The sequence below is a fragment of the Marinobacter sp. M5B genome, assembly GCF_042604615.1.
Lineage (GTDB): Bacteria > Pseudomonadota > Gammaproteobacteria > Pseudomonadales > Oleiphilaceae > Marinobacter > Marinobacter salarius.
Genome location: NZ_CP156894.1, coordinates 4,257,154 through 4,273,591 on the forward strand (window position 1 = coordinate 4,257,154; position 16,438 = coordinate 4,273,591).

The 16,438-nt window shown below is 55.8% G+C and carries 16 protein-coding genes; 8 read left to right on the forward strand and 8 right to left on the reverse strand.

The features are described 5' to 3' along the window. The first annotated feature begins 67 nt into the window (after positions 1-67). Positions 68-1,021 (forward strand): GlxA family transcriptional regulator, encoded by a 954-nt coding sequence (locus tag AAGD24_RS19345; RefSeq protein WP_379866030.1) that lies wholly within the window; start codon positions 68-70, stop codon positions 1,019-1,021. A gap of 81 nt (positions 1,022-1,102) precedes the next feature. On the opposite strand, the gene AAGD24_RS19350 is transcribed toward AAGD24_RS19345, so the two are convergent. Next, complete coding sequence (locus tag AAGD24_RS19350) at positions 1,103-1,978, reverse strand: DMT family transporter (RefSeq protein WP_379866032.1); 876 nt, start codon at positions 1,976-1,978, stop codon at positions 1,103-1,105. 176 nt (positions 1,979-2,154) lie between these two features. Further along, a complete protein-coding gene (locus AAGD24_RS19355) occupies positions 2,155-2,781 on the reverse strand; it encodes a LysE family translocator (protein ID WP_379866034.1) in 627 nt (208 codons plus the stop codon). A gap of 131 nt (positions 2,782-2,912) precedes the next feature. On the opposite strand from AAGD24_RS19355, the gene AAGD24_RS19360 reads away from it, so the two are divergent. Beyond that, a complete protein-coding gene (locus tag AAGD24_RS19360; RefSeq protein ID WP_309045948.1) occupies positions 2,913-3,395 on the forward strand; it encodes an Lrp/AsnC family transcriptional regulator in 483 nt (160 codons plus the stop codon). Between the two features lie 134 nt (positions 3,396-3,529). Here AAGD24_RS19360 and AAGD24_RS19365 read toward each other — a convergent pair whose 3' ends face one another. The 6 genes from AAGD24_RS19365 to AAGD24_RS19390 all read right to left on the reverse strand — a co-directional run bounded on the left by AAGD24_RS19365 (position 3,530) and on the right by AAGD24_RS19390 (position 11,470). After that, positions 3,530-4,210: a LysE family translocator gene (locus AAGD24_RS19365; RefSeq protein WP_379866036.1), complete on the reverse strand. Its 681-nt coding sequence runs from the start codon at positions 4,208-4,210 to the stop codon at positions 3,530-3,532. Between the two features lie 817 nt (positions 4,211-5,027). After that, entirely contained in the window at positions 5,028-6,488 is a 1,461-nt protein-coding gene (locus AAGD24_RS19370) for an NAD-dependent succinate-semialdehyde dehydrogenase (RefSeq protein ID WP_379866038.1), read from the reverse strand. A gap of 75 nt (positions 6,489-6,563) precedes the next feature. After that, on the reverse strand, positions 6,564-8,006 hold the full coding sequence (locus AAGD24_RS19375; protein WP_379866039.1) for a purine-cytosine permease family protein: 1,443 nt from the start codon (positions 8,004-8,006) through the stop codon (positions 6,564-6,566). Between the two features lie 16 nt (positions 8,007-8,022). Beyond that, complete coding sequence (locus tag AAGD24_RS19380) at positions 8,023-8,688, reverse strand: cysteine hydrolase family protein (RefSeq protein ID WP_379866041.1); 666 nt, start codon at positions 8,686-8,688, stop codon at positions 8,023-8,025. 135 nt (positions 8,689-8,823) lie between these two features. After that, positions 8,824-9,867, reverse strand: coding sequence for an LLM class flavin-dependent oxidoreductase (locus AAGD24_RS19385; RefSeq protein WP_379866043.1), 1,044 nt, complete (start codon positions 9,865-9,867; stop codon positions 8,824-8,826). Positions 9,868-9,892: 25 nt separating this feature from the next. Then, complete coding sequence (locus AAGD24_RS19390) at positions 9,893-11,470, reverse strand: BCCT family transporter (protein WP_379866045.1); 1,578 nt, start codon at positions 11,468-11,470, stop codon at positions 9,893-9,895. Between the two features lie 353 nt (positions 11,471-11,823). Between AAGD24_RS19390 and AAGD24_RS19395 the strand changes: the two genes are divergently transcribed. The 6 genes from AAGD24_RS19395 to AAGD24_RS19420 are packed head-to-tail and all read left to right on the forward strand — an operon-like array spanning position 11,824 to position 16,437. Then, on the forward strand, positions 11,824-12,423 hold the full coding sequence (locus tag AAGD24_RS19395) for an amino acid synthesis family protein (RefSeq protein WP_275704143.1): 600 nt from the start codon (positions 11,824-11,826) through the stop codon (positions 12,421-12,423). Positions 12,424-12,440: 17 nt separating this feature from the next. Further along, a complete protein-coding gene (locus AAGD24_RS19400; RefSeq protein ID WP_379866047.1) occupies positions 12,441-13,271 on the forward strand; it encodes an alpha/beta fold hydrolase in 831 nt (276 codons plus the stop codon). Further along, positions 13,268-14,746, forward strand: coding sequence for an aldehyde dehydrogenase (locus AAGD24_RS19405; protein WP_379866049.1), 1,479 nt, complete (start codon positions 13,268-13,270; stop codon positions 14,744-14,746). Before AAGD24_RS19400 ends, AAGD24_RS19405 begins: the two co-directional genes overlap by 4 nt. A gap of 14 nt (positions 14,747-14,760) precedes the next feature. Beyond that, positions 14,761-15,267, forward strand: a complete 507-nt coding sequence (locus AAGD24_RS19410; protein ID WP_379866050.1) for a flavin reductase family protein — start codon at positions 14,761-14,763, stop codon at positions 15,265-15,267. Positions 15,268-15,290: 23 nt separating this feature from the next. Beyond that, complete coding sequence (gene pcaC, locus AAGD24_RS19415; RefSeq protein ID WP_379866052.1) at positions 15,291-15,671, forward strand: 4-carboxymuconolactone decarboxylase; 381 nt, start codon at positions 15,291-15,293, stop codon at positions 15,669-15,671. A 25-nt stretch (positions 15,672-15,696) separates the two neighbouring features. Beyond that, entirely contained in the window at positions 15,697-16,437 is a 741-nt protein-coding gene (locus AAGD24_RS19420) for a GntR family transcriptional regulator (RefSeq protein ID WP_379866054.1), read from the forward strand. The last annotated feature ends 1 nt before the right edge of the window (position 16,438 follow it).

Genomic DNA, 16,438 nt, shown 5'->3' on the forward strand with positions numbered 1-16,438 from the left:
AGACAATGATCGAAAGAATCGGGCCAATCAGTTATCATCAGGTTAAATGAACCTCAGGAGTGACACCGTGGCACTACCCAGAGTCGGGCTTGTTCTTCATCCACAATTCAGCCCCTTCCACTTTTCCGTTCCTTACATGGTGTTCAGCATTGCCCTGCCTGAGGGCCCCTTGTTCGAGTTGCTGATTATCACCCCGGACGGAAAGCCCCTGGCATCCGAGCGGGCCATGACCGTGCAGCCGGAAGGCGGGCTGGAACTATTGGATGCGGTTGATATTGCGTTGGTACCCGGCTGGCATGATCTGAACGAACCACCACCCCCTGAGTTGTCTGAAGCCCTTTTCCGCTGCCATGAGCGCGGCGCTCATGTGGTGGGCCTTTGCTACGGCACCTATGCGTTGGCCTATGCGGGCTTGCTGGATAACAAACGGGCCTCAACCCACTGGTTGGCGGAGCAGGACTTCCTCAAACGGTTTCCGCAGGTGAACCTGGATACCAATGCCCTCTATGTGGAAGACGACCGGCTGGTTACCTCCGCTGGCACGGCAGCCGGGCTGGATTGCTGCCTGTTTCTGGTGCGGGAGTATCACGGTGCCAAGACCGCCAATACCCTTGCCCGTCTGATGGTGGTCCCGCCGCACCGGGAGGGCGGCCAGGCCCAGTTCATCGAACAGCCGGTCGCGATCTCCACCCAGGATGCCCACATCAACCGGCTACTGGATCACCTGCGGGAACATCTGGCCGACACCCACAGCATCGATGAGTTGGCTGCCCGCACCGCCATGAGCCGGCGCACTTTCACACGCCATTTTCAGAAGGCAACCGGCATGACGGTGATGGAGTGGTTGGTCGGTGAGCGGCTGCGGCAAGGACGTGAGCTGCTGGAAAGCACATCACTTTCAGTGGAAGCCATCGCGGAAAGAATCGGCTTTCATACCGCAACGTCCTTCCGGCAACACTTCAAACAGCGTCACCATGTAAGTCCTCGGGTTTGGCGCAAAACGTTTGGTGAGAATGCCTGACATTCCGAATATTCGGGAATGCCGCTGCGGTGATGACGTTGACCCAGTCTGCCAAACTCAAGAGGCATGATCCCTGATCCGTTAAGCATCTCGCGGTTGCAGGCGCTTGAAATCAAGTTCTGCTACTACTAGCGCGATCAAGATCAACCCCCCGCCAGCCATGGTCCGAAGACTGAGAGGCTCCCCGAGCATGATCATGCCGGCGATGGCTGCGAAAATAGGCTCGCAAAGATAGGCTAATGCTACTTTCTCTTCTTCAAGATACCTTTGAGCGGAGCTTTGTATGCTATACATGTAAGCAGTACCAAGCATGCCCGCAAACAAAATCCCCTCCCAAAAGTGCGTATCTGAAGGCATCCATACTGCTTCCTTATCGAACAGTGCCGCGAGACCACTGCCGAGACTGCATACCGTCATCGCAATTGTCACTGTCAGCATTGCGTCACATCGATGTGAGAAATACCCTACAGCCATAACATAGCAAGCAAAGAACACTGCACAGGCCATCGTCCATAGATCGCCAACATTCAGGTGTAAACCGTATTGCGCGACTATCAAATAAAGCCCGAAAAGTGCAATTGAGCAGGAAATCCATATGCGGTTTTGCACTGGCTTTCGGAATAGGCCCCACTTGAATAGCGGAATCAGAAGAACATCCAGGCCGGTGATAAATGCGGTGTTGGTGACACTGGTGTGTTGTAGCCCAATAGTCTGAAACACGTTCCCCAAGAGCAACGGAAGTCCAATCAACGCGCCGGCGACAATGGTTTTCCGGTTCAGGCGGTTGAATCTTTTCGCGAACAGTACCGCGAGGACTATTGCTGCCAGGGCAAATTTATAGGTCAGGAAGACATAAGGTGAGCCGTCTGCCACACCGACTTTGACGAAAGAGAACGACACTCCCCAGAAGGCCGTTCCAAGTATGAGTAACAGGAGGAATACGTGAGACTTTTGCATGTTTCTAACCATTTGTTGGAATTACAAAATGGTTAGAGTATGCGGAGGCCGCAAAAAGGCCCGGTGTCGCTCCCAATTTCTTCTCTAACGTTAGAGCGGACCAGTACAGATGCCTTAAGCTTGCACAAGTATACACTTCCCCATGCAGGGTGTGATAGCCAGACGCTTACGCTGCATCAACCCAACGCAACCTTCAGCCCGATGCCTGTCAGCAGACAGCCAAAGAGGTTGTTCTGGGCTCTGCGGTATCGGGCATTGCCGCTGGTAACTGCCCAGAGTGCCCGCCCCAGAACTGCGTAGGTAAAATCAAAGACCAGTCCGGTCAGCACCAGAATCAGTGCCAGTATGGCGAACTGTCCGGCAATGCCTGAGAGTTCCGGGTGGATGAACTGCGGAAGCAGTACAGAGCAGAAGATCAGGGATTTGGGGTTGAGCAGGTTGGTTGCCAGCCCTCTTTGGAAATCAGCCAGATATCCCACTGATGGCAGAGTACCTGCCGCTGACTGGGGTTGATCAGGGAGAGAATGACCTGTCCGGAAGAATTGCCAACCCAGGTAGAGCAGATAGGCCGCGCCCAGTAATCGTACCGTGTGGTAGGTCCAGGGATGAGTCGCAAACAGAGTTGCAAGCCCCACCGCCGCCAGCAGGACATGGCAGCCCCGGGCAATGGCAAGGCCCACAGCGACGGCCATGGCGTTTCTGGGGCCACTGCTCACGGAGGTACCAAGTACCAGGAGCATGTCCGGTCCTGGCGTAAGGTAAATCGCAACGAGCGCAGTCAGGAACAGTAGAAGGTCAGCCACGGGTCATGTCTCTTGCTGGTATTAAAGCCTTGATTATACCGTCCGTTGCTTAGCGGATGGTTGCGCTTTCAGCCACAAAAGAATATAAAATTGGTGCTATTCGCTAATTTTATTCTTATATGGAGATTCTTATGCCAATCCATAAGTTAGACCGATTTGATCGAAAGCTTCTGGAGGCACTGCAGACGGATGGCCGCGCGCCCAACACGGATCTGGCCGAGGGAATAGACCTGTCCCCGTCGCCTTGCTCACGGAGGGTGCGGCTGCTTGAAGAATCCGGAGTGATCAAGGGCTACAGCGCCATCCTGGATCAGGAAAAAGTGGGTTTGGGGCTAACCGTATTCGTTGGCATCAAAGTGGAGCGTCATCAGGAAAAGGAAGCCGAGGCTTTTTGCGAGGCGGTAAGTGTTATGCCGGAAGTGGTGATGGCTCACCTGGTGTCCGGGGAGTCGGATTTCCTGTTGCAGGTTGTGGTGCCCGATCTTCGCGCCTACAAGGAGTTTTTGAGCAATACGCTGCTCAAGTTACCTGGAGTTCGGGACATTCGAAGCAACTTTGCGATCCAGACCGTCAAACCCCAATCGCCACTTCCGCTGATTCATTTGCCGGGGTAAACCGGCCACCAGAAATCGATTATCTTCAGATACGGAATACCCGTGATCACTACCGGAGGGAATAACAGCGGCCCGGTTCTATGCCACGGCACACTCAGTTTTTCAACAAATAGCGAAAGCTTCCCCCAGTTCGGTCACGCCCACGGTGCCGGCCACCTGTTGATTGACAAAAACCCAGAAACAGCTTCGCGTGCCAATATAAGGGCCATCAGAATAATTAAGCCTCCTCCGATACGGTTTACTATTCTGACACTGTCTGCGTTGGAAAAAAGGCGGGAGCTTAAGCTGTGAGCAACTACAACCCACACGCTATCGATCGCAATACCCAATAGGATAGGTATCATCGAGTACATGATTAGGACGTTCGTGGGGCTCGCAAGATTGCCGCTGAGGAAGCTTGGAACTATGGTTCCGAACATGATCAATGCCTTGGGGTTGGTTATACCCACTATTACTCCCGCAGTGAGCGGTGACTTTCTCTTTGCTGGCCGGCCAGTTGCAGCCGGACTCGCCGCTTTTGAGGCTACAAGATACCCTATGCCGATAAGCAGCAAGGCGACCGCACCCAGCATTCTAATAGCAGGCAAAGCAAAATCGGATTTCAGTATAAGAGGGCCAAGTCCAAAGGAAAGAAGTATCGCAACGCTTAACATGCCAATTGCATTGCCGATCACGCCACGCAACGCATGACTTCTGCCCTTCATAATAACTTGCCCGATAAAAAGCATGATGCTTGGGCCAGGTACAGCAATGAGTATCGAGCTGGTAATAATTAGCCCCAGCAGCCCACTGACGGATACCCCAATATCTTGCATGTAAATATTACCTTCGATATGCGTGTTGCGGGCATTAATCCCAAATTCTCAGCGACTTATTGAAAATATTTCTTATACATTCTGGCCCGTGGCATCAGGCTTGAGCTTATGAATAAAGGCATCGCGCATAAGTTAAACGTCACGCACTGTGCCTTTTAGTTCATGAGTTTTTGGGGTATCCGGATTAAGTGGTTGACGATCCTTGCTGCTCCATCAATACCTTAATCCTCCCAGAAGGTCGATAGATCAACGCCGAAGTTCTTCTCTGGCTCTGGGAGCCCCATGCTGTAGGTCATGGTGGCCTTGCCTAGGAATGGGGATTCCTTGTGGACTTCCCCCAATAAAATGGACACACCCCATTTATTGATAGGCCAGGAGTGTCTAGTGGACCGGGGTAAGTCCACTCACTCTTCAGCATTGAGGTTGTTAATCCTTTCATTGATGGCCGCAAGCTCTTCCAGCATTTCCCCGAATGGCCAGGGAAAGGAAACCGGAAATATCAAGTCCATCTTTTCCACGCTCCGATGGTTCTCAAGGACGAAATGCAGAAGGCCACTCTGACCGACTTACGCTATTTTGGCACAAACGAGCGCTTATGGCTGAACCTACACGCTAACTATGAGCATTGCCAGGCTAAAATCTGCAAAGCGGAGCAAGTAGCCCGGGAAGTTCTGCCTGGCGTAGCATGACTGTGGCGTTTTCCGGGTTTACCAGCAACGACTCAGGCAATCATTAAGTCTACCGGCCTCCATCAGTCAGGTCATTGGCCAGATTTATCCGACAATGAGCGCTACTAAAACGAAGTCAGAGCCATAATTCAAAGCCCTCCCAAACAGGCATATTTCAGTTCAGTAAACTCATCAAGGCCATAGTGGGATCCTTCCCGTCCGAGTCCGGACTCCTTGATACCCCCAAAAGGTGCCAATTCGGTTGAAATCAGCCCTTCATTGACGCCGACCATGCCGTACTCAAGCGCCTCAATCGTTCGAAAAACTCGACCATAATCCCTGGTGTAAAAATAAGCGGCCAGCCCAGAGGGAGTGTCGTTGGCCATCTCAATAGCTTCAGCCTCCGTCTCGAAACGGAAGACGGCGGCCAGGGGGCCAAAGGTCTCCTCCGACGCCACAAGCATCTCTGCCGTGGCGTCCGCCATGACCGTCGGGGCAAAGAAATTCCCACCCAGTTCATGGGACTGACCGCCTACTAAAAGCCGGGCTCCCTTGAGCAGACCGTCATTAACGTGGCTCTGCACCTTCTCTACGGCTGCTGCGTTAATGAGCGGACCAACCGTGACCCCCTCATCCAGCCCGCTGCCGACGGTAAGGCCGCTCACCCGGTCAACAAGTTTCTCCAGAAAGGCGTCGTAGACATCCGCCTGCACCAGGAATCGGTTGGTACAGACACAGGTCTGTCCGGCATTGCGGAATTTGGACACTATGGCGCCATCCACGGCAGCGTCCAGGTCAGCATCGTTGAAAACGATAAAAGGAGCGTTTCCACCCAGTTCCATGGCTGTTTTCTTGACCGTACCGGCGCATTGGGACAACAGGTATTTGCCCACCTGGGTTGAGCCTGTAAACGACACTTTCCGTACACGGCTATCCGTCGTCAGAACATCGCCTACCTCAGCTGGACTGGAACAGGTAACCACGTTAATCAGGCCTTCCGGTATGCCCGCCTGTAACGCCAGGCGCGCCAATGCCAGTGCAGTCAACGGGGTTGCCTCAGCTGGTTTGATGACGACGCTACAGCCCGCCGCGAGAGCAGGCGCACACTTTCGGGTAATCATCGCCAGCGGGAAATTCCACGGTGTAATCGCCGCGACAACCCCAACCGGTTCACGCGTCACCAATAGGCGCTTACCGGAGTCGGGGCCCGGCAAGACTTCCCCTGCCATTCTTTTGCTTTCTTCGCCGAAAAACTCAATAAACGACGCCCCGTAGACCACCTCACCGCGCGCTTCGGCCAAAGGCTTTCCCTGCTCGATTGTCATAATCCGGGCAAGGGCCTCTGTTTCCTCCATGACCAGATCGAACCAGCGCTTGAGCAGCCGGGCGCGCTCTTTCACAGACACCTTGCGCCACGTCTGCCCCGCACGCTCGGCCGCAGCGACGGCATCACGCGCATCCTCGGCACCCATGTCCGCTACCTGAGCGACTGTTTCACCATTGGCGGGATTGACCACGTTGAAAGTCGCGCCTTGGTACCCGCTCACCCACTGGCCATCGATGTAGGCTTGTGTCTTGAATAATCTGGAGTCTTTCAGTTTTAGTGTCATTGACAGCCTCAAGTTTGCGATATCAGATGCCGGTACTGCCGTTGCCTGTTACCTCGGGCAGTACCGTTCGAGTTTTTACTTTTCCCGCGCCCCGCGCTTATCCGGCAAAGATACAAGGGCGTAAAGCACGGCAGTAATGAGTACTGTTGGATAGACCGCGCCTATGTTGTCCGCGAGCAGGGGCCAATCAACCATCAACAAATAGGCAACGACACCCAGGCACCACACTGCGACCGCCTTCAGGTTCACCCCTTTGTAGTACCAGTAGATACCGTTTACTTTTTCAAGGCTGCTGGCATCGTAGGTTCTTTTGCGAACGAAGAAATAGTCCGCAACAAGGATGCCTAGCAACGCACTCAGCGCCATCCCAACCCAACCCAGGAACCACATAAAGGTGTATAGGAAACTGTTCATGTAGAGTGGAATAAGCATCAGTACGCCGGACAGAATGGTTATCGCCCAGATAGAGTGCAGCGGTTTCAGCTTTTTGGTCACGTTGGTGACAGAGATTCCCGCGGCCATCAGGTTGACTACATTGGTGGTCACGCTGGCAACGATGATGAGCACCAGCGCCACCCAGCCAAGTCCCATACCACTCACCAGTGAGCTGGGGTCTGAGTTGTCTGGGTTAAACTCACCGGTCACCAGGGCGACGCCGATGGTTGCAACCACACCCACAAAGATAAACCACACCAATGAGACCGTAGCACCAATTAGTGGGGCAACTGTTGCGGATTTCGTTGTACGGGTGTACCGGGTAAACTCGGCGATACCAAGCACCCACGCCAGACTGAAAGCCGCCATCACGTCCACTGCGGTGCCCACGCTCATTGCATCTTCCGGAGCCGGTCTCCAGGCGATGATTTCTGCAAATGAATGTTGCTGAAACACGATATAAGTCACCAGCAACCCTAAACCAAGAATGATAAAAGCGCCGACCCGCTCAACAATCTTGACCGATTTACGACCCAGCGACACGGCAATAAAATTCAATACACTCATGAAGACGATACTGAGTATCATCGGCCAAAAGCTGCCCGGCTGACCAAAAGAGGCCCAGCCCAACAATTCGGAAAAGATAATACTCATGGAAATCACAGCAATGAATGTGTTCACCACTGCCCAACCGGTAAACACCGTGGTATTTAATAGAGTGGGCAGAGCGCTTCCCTTGACCCCAAACGACGGTCGCGTGAGTGCCATGGTCGAGACGCCAACCTTGAAACCCATCCACCCCACAAGCGCGAGCACCAGATAGGCTATCGGGTTGGCAACCAATGCTACAATTATGGCACCGCCAAACGTGGCACCTGCAACCGACCCGCCCAGATACCAGGAGGCATTATTGGTATTAGCGCCAAACCATAAGAACACCATGTCCCAGAACCCCATGTTCCTTTGTCCCATGGGCACTTCTTCTGTTGCATAGTGTTCAACAGTCGCTTCGGCTATGCCCCCACTGGCAGAGGCGGAGGTGCTTTTACTTACGCCTTGATCTGCGCTTTGACTTAATCCCATTGTAAATACCTCTTTGTCAGTGTTTTTTTATTCTTTTAAAAGCATCTTTCATGCTTTCTGGTGCAAAGTTCAGCTCATCGGGAGCCGCTGTCTCCCATACTTGATACTCTTTTCCCTTTAACAGGTTTTGCATCTGACTCGCTTGAAATATTTTTAGATCATAGATCCAGTTCGCCATGATCAATGTGGCCGCCATGTGAGCCCCTTCCGATGTGGTCCCACTCAAATCACTGATGAGATTCACTTGATAATTGAGTGAGAACGCATCGTTCACCGTGGCCAACACGCACACGTCTGTCAGCACGCCGCCGATAAGCAAATGCTGAATATCCAGTTCCTTAAGCCTTGCATCCAGACTGGATTCAAAGAAACCGCTGTAACGGCTTTTGTCGATAACAATATCGCTGCTTGTTGGCGCCACTTCATCCAGGATGTCAATGGCGTCGGTATCAGAGTTGTAATAGAGCGGGCTGCCGGTTTCGTTTACCGGTTCATTATTTGCCAGCCCGACACCATCCCCTCGATTGATGTGCCGGGTATAAATAACCGGAATACTCTGCGCCCGGCAGGTCTCTATAAGCGACTGCGTTCTGGCTACTATCTCTTCCATCCCGACAATGTCGGAAGTCCCTTTCTCTTTTTGCAGATCTATCAAGAGCAATGCGGTCTTATTGATATTCAAGGCATTCTCCTCTCAACATAATGGACCTTAGATTCTTGGGTGCGTTTCCATTGTCGACTGAGTCAGGCTGATGCTCTGTTCGCGGTTAACGACAGCCCGACAGATAGCTCCCAGCCGAGTAGCCGTCGCCGTCACTCACTGAAAGTGCGGTACAACCTCACGGATGAACAGTTCCAGCGACCGTTTCTTCTCCTCGAAAGGCAGCGTGTTGTCGGTCCAGTAGCTGTATTCGGTAATGCCCAGCTTTTCGTAGCCCTTGAGCCGTTCGACCAGCTCCGAGGGTGTACCAATCATCATGTTGCGGTGCAGGCTATCGAGAGAGAACTCCGGGTTCTCGGCCACCGTTTCTTCCGATACCGGTTCAAAAAAGCCATCCACTGCCTGCTGGTCGTTCTTGAACCACGCCATGAAATAGCGGTAGAAGCGGTTGAGGGCTTCGGCACCGGGCCGCCAGCCTTCCGGATCGCTCTCCTCGTGCACGTAGGTGTGGCGCAGGAACATCAGTTCCGGACGGTCCACTTCCGGGTGGTCGGCGCAAGCGGTGTTAAACTTGCGAGCCAAATCGGCCACTTCCTCGTCGCCTTTCATCAGAGCCGTGACCATCACGTTGCAGCCGTTCTTGACTGCAAAATCATGGGAAGCTGGATCCCGCGCGGCGATCCAGATTGGCGGCAGTGGTTGCTGCAGCGGTTTGGGTACGCTGGTGGTTGTGGGGAAGTTATAGACGTTGCCTTGGTGAGCATAGTCGCCCTGCCACAGACCCCGCATGGCCGGGACCATCTCGCGCAGAGCCTCGCCACCCTCAGAGGCCTGGAGACCATCGGTCAGGCGATCGAATTCGAACTGATAGGCACCGCGGGCGATGCCGAACTCAAGCCGGCCACCACTGATGACATCCAGCAGTGCCGCCTCGCCCGCAAGGCGGATGGGATCCCAGAAGGGCGCGACAAATGTCCCCGCCCCCAAGCGGATTCGCTCGGTTTTGGCCGCCAGATAGGAAAGCTGGGCAATCGGACTGGGCGACGAGGTGAACTGCATGCCGTGATGCTCACCGATCCAGGCTGCCCGGAAACCGCCATCTTCGGCAATCTTCACCAGTTCGCAGAGTTCCTCGAACAGCTGCTGATGGCTCTTGTCGCCCGGATAGCGCTCCATATGAAGGAATAAAGAAAACTGCATTGTAGGATCTCCTCGGTATTCGTCGTTAAGACGCTTCAGATTGTTCAACTGCAACCACACCACCAACCTGCTCACTGGCCAGCGCCTTGAACATGCAATAGCACATCACTAGCAGGACCACGGAGAACGGCAAGGCGGCCGCAATCGCAGCGGTTTGCAGGGCCTGCAAACCACCGGCCAGCAACAGCACGGCAGACGTCGCGCCCAGGCCCAACCCCCAGATCACTCGGTACGCTTGGGGCGGATGCGGATTGCCCTGGGACAGGATGGTGCAGATCACCAGGGTTCCGGAGTCAGCTGAGGTTACGAACCAGGTCACGATCATTAACGTGGCCATACCAACCATGAAACTGGAGGCCCAAGGCACATCGAGAGCTTCGATGGTCTGGAACAACACCTGCGTCACGTTGTCGTTGGCTACCGTCGCCAGGTCAACACCGCCGAACAGTTGAAGGTGAAGAGCAGTGCCACCAAAAATCACAATCCAGGACATCGCACCCAGAGTGGCCGCCATCATCCCGCCGAACAGCACTTCGCGAATCGTGCGTCCTCGCGAAATACGCGCAATGAACATTCCCACATACGGGCCCCAGGACAGCCACCAGCCCCAGTAAAACAGCGTCCACCAACCCTGCCACTGGCTTTCGGGATCGGGATTCGTCCAGAACCCCATCGGCAAAAGATTGCCCAGGTAATCACCCACGCTGGTGGTGAAAATGGTCAACAGGAATACAGTGGGACCTGCCAGAATAAAGAACGCAAACAGGATCATGCTGAGGTGAATATTCCATTCGCTAAGGAAGCGGATGCCTTTCTTCAAACCGGACACGGCAGACAATGTAGCTGCCACAGTCACACCCATGACCAGTAACACCTGATTGGTGCTGGAAATCTCCAGACCGAACAGACTGTTTAGCCCCGCATTCATCTGTGAGACACCCAGACCCAGCGTGGTGGCTGTCCCGAACAGGGTGGCAAAGATCGCCAGCAGATCGATGGCATGGCCGATCGGGCCGTAGATGCGTTCACCGAGCAGCGGATAGAACGCTGAGCGAATCGTCAGCGGCAGTCCACGCCGATAGGCGAAATACGCCAGGATGGTGCCAACCAGGATATAGATCGCCCAGCCGTGGAAGCCCCAATGGAAGATCGTGACGCGAAGAGCGGTTTGCGCCGCATCCAAGGTATTGGGCGCAATCCCCTCCGTCGCGATGAACGGATTCCCCTGCAGGTGGCTCAAGGGCTCGGCGATACTCCAGAACAGGAGCCCCGTGCCGACGGCCGCACTGAACAGCATGGCAAACCATGTGAAGTTGGAAAATTCCGGTCGTTCGTCGTCTTTCCCCAGCCGCAGTTTGCCGTAGGGGCTGACGACAATCGCAATGGAAACAAAGAGCACCACATTCACCGTCAGAATGTAGTACCAGCCAAGCTCACTCTCGATGTACTGCTTGACCCCCGTGTAAATGGTGTTGGCCAGTTCCGGCTGCAACACTGTGAACAGCACGAAAGCCGCCACCATGGTGATGGAGGCAATGGCCATCGTCTTATTTACCCCGGCAAAGAAGCCTTGCCCGGGCATACTGGATTGAGGATTGTGCATTCAGGCTCTCCTGAGTTCCGTCGTTGGCGTTCTTGTTGATTTTCAGCAGCCTGCCGAGCGCTAACGCTCGTTTTTCGTACACAGGCCATCTGAGGACCTCTCAAATATCTTGGTATACCATCATACAGAATGCAAAGATTTTCTAAGCCAAGAACTGAAATAACTGAAAAATTAACCTTAAAGCTCTGTTACATATACTTTTTAAATTTTTGAATCGACTAAATCGATGACCATTCTCAGATCCAAACTGCTTAAACATTGTCGAAATCAATTCAATGTATTATGGTATACCAAAATCAAGGATCGCCCGACAGCCCGGACAGGTCCGCGCCAAAACCACGAGGAGAGCGCAAATGAGCTTCGAGATTCGCAAGATCGCCACCTTTCGAGAGACCACCTACATTGAAGGCGGTAAAGCGGGAGACAAACCCGTGACCATGGTCGGTGTCGCGGCTGTGGTGACCAATCCATGGAGCGGCCGGGGCTTTGTAGAAGACCTGTCGCCGGAAATCCGCAGTGGCTGTTCGGAACTCGGTGAACTGATCGTCAAGCACATACTGGATGAAATTGGCAGCGAGCAGATCGAGGCGTACGGCAAGGCCGCCGTCGTCGGTGCCGAAGGCGAGATCGAGCATGCGTCGGCCATCATTCACACCCTGCGCTTTGGCAATCACTACCGGGAAGCCGTTGGCGCGAAGAGCTACCTGAGCTTCACCAACAAGCGCGGCGCGCCGGGATCCTCCATCCAGATCCCGATGATGCACAAGGACGATGAGGGCTTCCGCTCCCACTACATTACCCTGGAGATGCGCATTGAGGATGCCCCGCGCGCCAACGAGATTGTCGTAGCCCTCGGCGCCTCGGATGGCGGCCGCCTGCACCCACGCATCGGCAACCGCTACCAGGATCTGAAGGAACTGGCCGAAGAAGCGGAACAGGCCGGCAACCAGTGAGCTTCACGGGAGGTCAGATGAAACTCACTGACGCACAAAAGAGTCCCTCCGGGACCCGCTACTGGCGAGTCGGCCGGGGCGCGCCGGTCGTGCTGATACACGGCGTTGGGCTGGATGCCACCTTGTGGCAGGCCCAGGTGGAGGCGCTTGCCGAGCATTATGAGGTGATCGCCTACGATATGCTGGGCCATGGCGAGAGCGTCCTGCCAACAGAAGACGCCACACTGGACGACTATGCCGACCAGCTGCTGGCCCTGCTCGACGAACTGGACCTGCCCGCCGCGACCGTCGTGGGATTCTCGATGGGTGGGCTGGTAGCTAGAGCTTTTGCCTTGCGCCATCCTGACCGGCTAAACGCGATGGTGGTGTTGTCCAGTGTGTTTAACCGCAATGAGCGGCAACGCGCCGGTGCTATCCGGCGCCTGGTCGAGACCCGTAAACAGGGGCCGACAGCGAATGTGGATGGTGCCCTGGAACGCTGGTTCAGTCCGTCGTTTCGCGACGCTCACCCCGAGTGCATAGCTGCCGTTCGCGACCGGGTAACCAACAACCACCCAGAAGGGTATTATCGGAGTTACGCACTGTTCGTGACCCAGGACAGCTTCGGACAGGATAAGCTGGCGTCGATCCGTGTGCCCGTGCTCATCGTCACCGGCGAGCTGGACCCGGGGTCGACACCACAAATGGCGAGCGCATTGGCGGAACACTTGCCTAACGCCCACGTTCACATTTTACGCGGCCAGCGGCACATGGCCCCGGTGGAAGCAGCCAGCGAGGTCAATGCCCTGCTGGTCCGCTTTCTGGATAACGTCCACAACCGTACCCTGCAAGAGGAGATTCCCGGATGAACCTGGATTCGCTGACGATGTTCATTGACGGTGACTGGCGGGGCGCCCGCTCCGGCGCCACCTTCGACAGTTACAACCCGGCCACCGGTGAGGTTTGGTGTCGCGTGCCCAATGCGGACGAGACCGACGTCAACGACGCGGTCCAGGCCGCGCACAGCGCCTTCGAAGCCCCGGAGTGGGCAGGCCTGACCGCCACCGCGCGAGGCAAATTACTGTACCGTCTCGGCCAGCTAATTGCTGATAATGCCGAGACGTTGGCACAACTGGAAAGCCGGGACAACGGCAAGCTCATTCGCGAGACCCGCGGCCAGGTCGGCTATCTACCCGAGTTTTTCTATTACAACGCTGGCTTGGCAGACAAGGTGGTGGGCGAAACCCTGCCCCTGGATAAGCCAGATATGTTTGGTGCCACGGTGCGGGTACCCATAGGCGTGGTGGCTGCCATCATCCCGTGGAATAGCCCACTGTACCTGACCGCCATCAAACTGGCTCCGGCCCTGGCTGCGGGCAACACCATCGTCATCAAACCCTCAGAACACGCCTCCGCGAGCCTGGTCGAACTGATGCGCCTGGTGGAAATGGCGGGCTTCCCCAAAGGCGTGGTCAATCTGGTCACTGGCTTTGGTCCGTCCACAGGTGCCGCACTGACGGCCCATCCGCTGGTGCGAAAGATCGCCTTTACCGGCGGCGCCACGGCTGCCCGCCACGTGGTGCGTAACAGTGCCGAGAACTTCGCCAAGCTGTCCCTCGAACTGGGCGGCAAATCTCCCAACATCCTGTTCGAAGATGCGGATCTGGAAAGCGCCATCAACGGCGTGGTCGCCGGCGTCTTCGCGGCATCCGGTCAGAGCTGCGTAGCCGGCTCACGCCTTTTGGTGCAACGCAGCATTTACGACGAGGTGGTTCAGCGACTGCGCGATCGTGCCGCTGGCATCCGCATCGGCGACCCGGCGGAAACCAACACCGAGATGGGCCCCATCGCCACCGAAGCACAGCTGGAAACCATCGACCGCATGGTCACCCAGGCCAAAGCCGATGGCGCCAAACTCGTCTATGGCGGCGAACGCATCACAGACAGGGCCGGCTGGTACTACTCGCCCACCATCCTGACCTGCGATTCCCACCAGATGCCCATCGTCCAGGAGGAAGTCTTCGGCCCGGTCGTAGCCGTTGTCCCCTTTGATGACGAGGCGGAAGCGCTGCGGCTCGCCAACGACACCGAATACGGCTTGGCTGCGGGCCTCTGGACACAAAACGTAGGCCGCGCCCATCGCCTGGCCCGCGACGTGCGCTCCGGCATCCTCTGGGTGAACACCTACCGTGCGGTATCGGCAATGGCCCCGATCGGCGGCTTCGGCGCCAGCGGATACGGTCGCGAATGCGGTATCGACGCGGTGCTCGACTACACCGACCTTAAGACCCTGTGGATCAACCTGTCCACAGATCCCATGCCTGACCCTTTCATTATGCGTTAATGCGGGAGAGAACCATGATCGAAACACAAGACTACAAACAGGTCCTGGGCGCCTTTCCGAGCGGTGTTACTGTGGTCACTGCCATTGACGACGACGGTCGGCTGGTAGGGTTTACCGCCAGCGCCTTTTCCGCCGTTTCCATGGAACCGCCGCTGGTACTGATCTGCCCGAGCCTGAATTCGGATTCCTATCCGGTCATCAAACGCATTGGCCGCTTTGCAATCCACATCTTGGGTCAGGATCAGCAGGCGATCGCCTACCGGTTCGCCGGCAAAGGTCGCGATAAAGGCGAAGGCATCGACTGGCATCGTTCCGAACTGGAAAATGCCCTGATCAACGGCGCGGCGGCCTGTCTTGAGTGTCGCATTTGGGAAGATTACCCGGGCGGCGATCACGCTATTCTAGTTGGCGAAGTACAGAAACTGTGGTGCGGCGGCAGCGAGGTCGACCCTCTCTTGTACTGCCGCGGCAAGATGGATCAACTGCCGGAGAACCTGCGCGCCCTGGCGCGCGCCTCCTGACTCACCTGAACGGGGACATTCCCATGTCAGAAGAACGTTTTGAACGCGGCCTGGCGAAACGCAGGCGGGTCCTGGGTACAGAGTACGTTGACCAATCCATGCGCAACGCCGATTCTTTTAACCAGCCGCTCCAGGAACTGGTCACCGAATACTGCTGGGGAAACGTGTGGCAGCGGGACGGCCTCAGCGACCGCGATCGCAGCATGATAAACTTGGCTATGATTACGGCCCTTAACCGTCCACACGAGCTGCGCCTTCACGTAAGGGGCGCTATCAATAACGGCATGAGCGTTGATGAAATCCGTGAGGTGCTGATGCAGACGGCGATTTACTGCGGTGTTCCCGCCGCCATCGACGCCTTCCGTCAGGCCCGCGACGTGCTCAGCGAAATGGGCGAAATTTAGCCATTGCCTGTACCCAGGAGAAGAAATGCAACGGACCCCATTGGACGACAGCCTCAAAGTCACTCGCAATCAACCGACATTGCGGGAGATGGTGCTAGACAAGCTGCGCCAGGCCATCATGAGCTTCCAGCTTCTGCCCGGCGACCGCCTGGTGGAACGGGATCTCTGCGACAAACTGGGGGTCAGCCGGACCTCAGTGCGTGAAGCTCTACGCCACCTTGAAGCCGAGGGCCTGGTCGAAAGCGAAAGCAGCCGTGGGCCCCGGGTTGCCATCATTACCCTGGAAGACGCACGCGATATCTACGAACTGCGTTGCGTACTGGAAAGCATGGTGGTCCAGCTATTCACCCAAAAAGCCTCCCGGCAACAGATGGCAGAGTTCGATCACGCCTGGGAGATCCTCAAGGCAGCCCTACGCAGCGGCGACACAGTCGCCATCGTCAATGCCGTGAGTGACTTCTACGGCGTTTTGTACGAAGGTGCGGGCAACCGCATCGCCGGACAGTTCCTGAGCCAACTGCAGGCCCGCGTCAACTACCTGCGCGCCACATCAGTGTCGCAGAAGGAGCGCTACGTGGACAGCTTCAAGGAAATGACGAAAATCGTCGATGCCATTCAGGCACGAAATCCCGAAGCCGCCCACGAGGCCTGCGTTGAACACATCAAGGCGGCTTCAAGGGTCGCCCTGGCAGCGCTCGCGGAAAAGCAGGGCAAAGCCGTCGATCCGATCACACCACCCCTAAACACGACCCAAAGCCTGCGGTGAG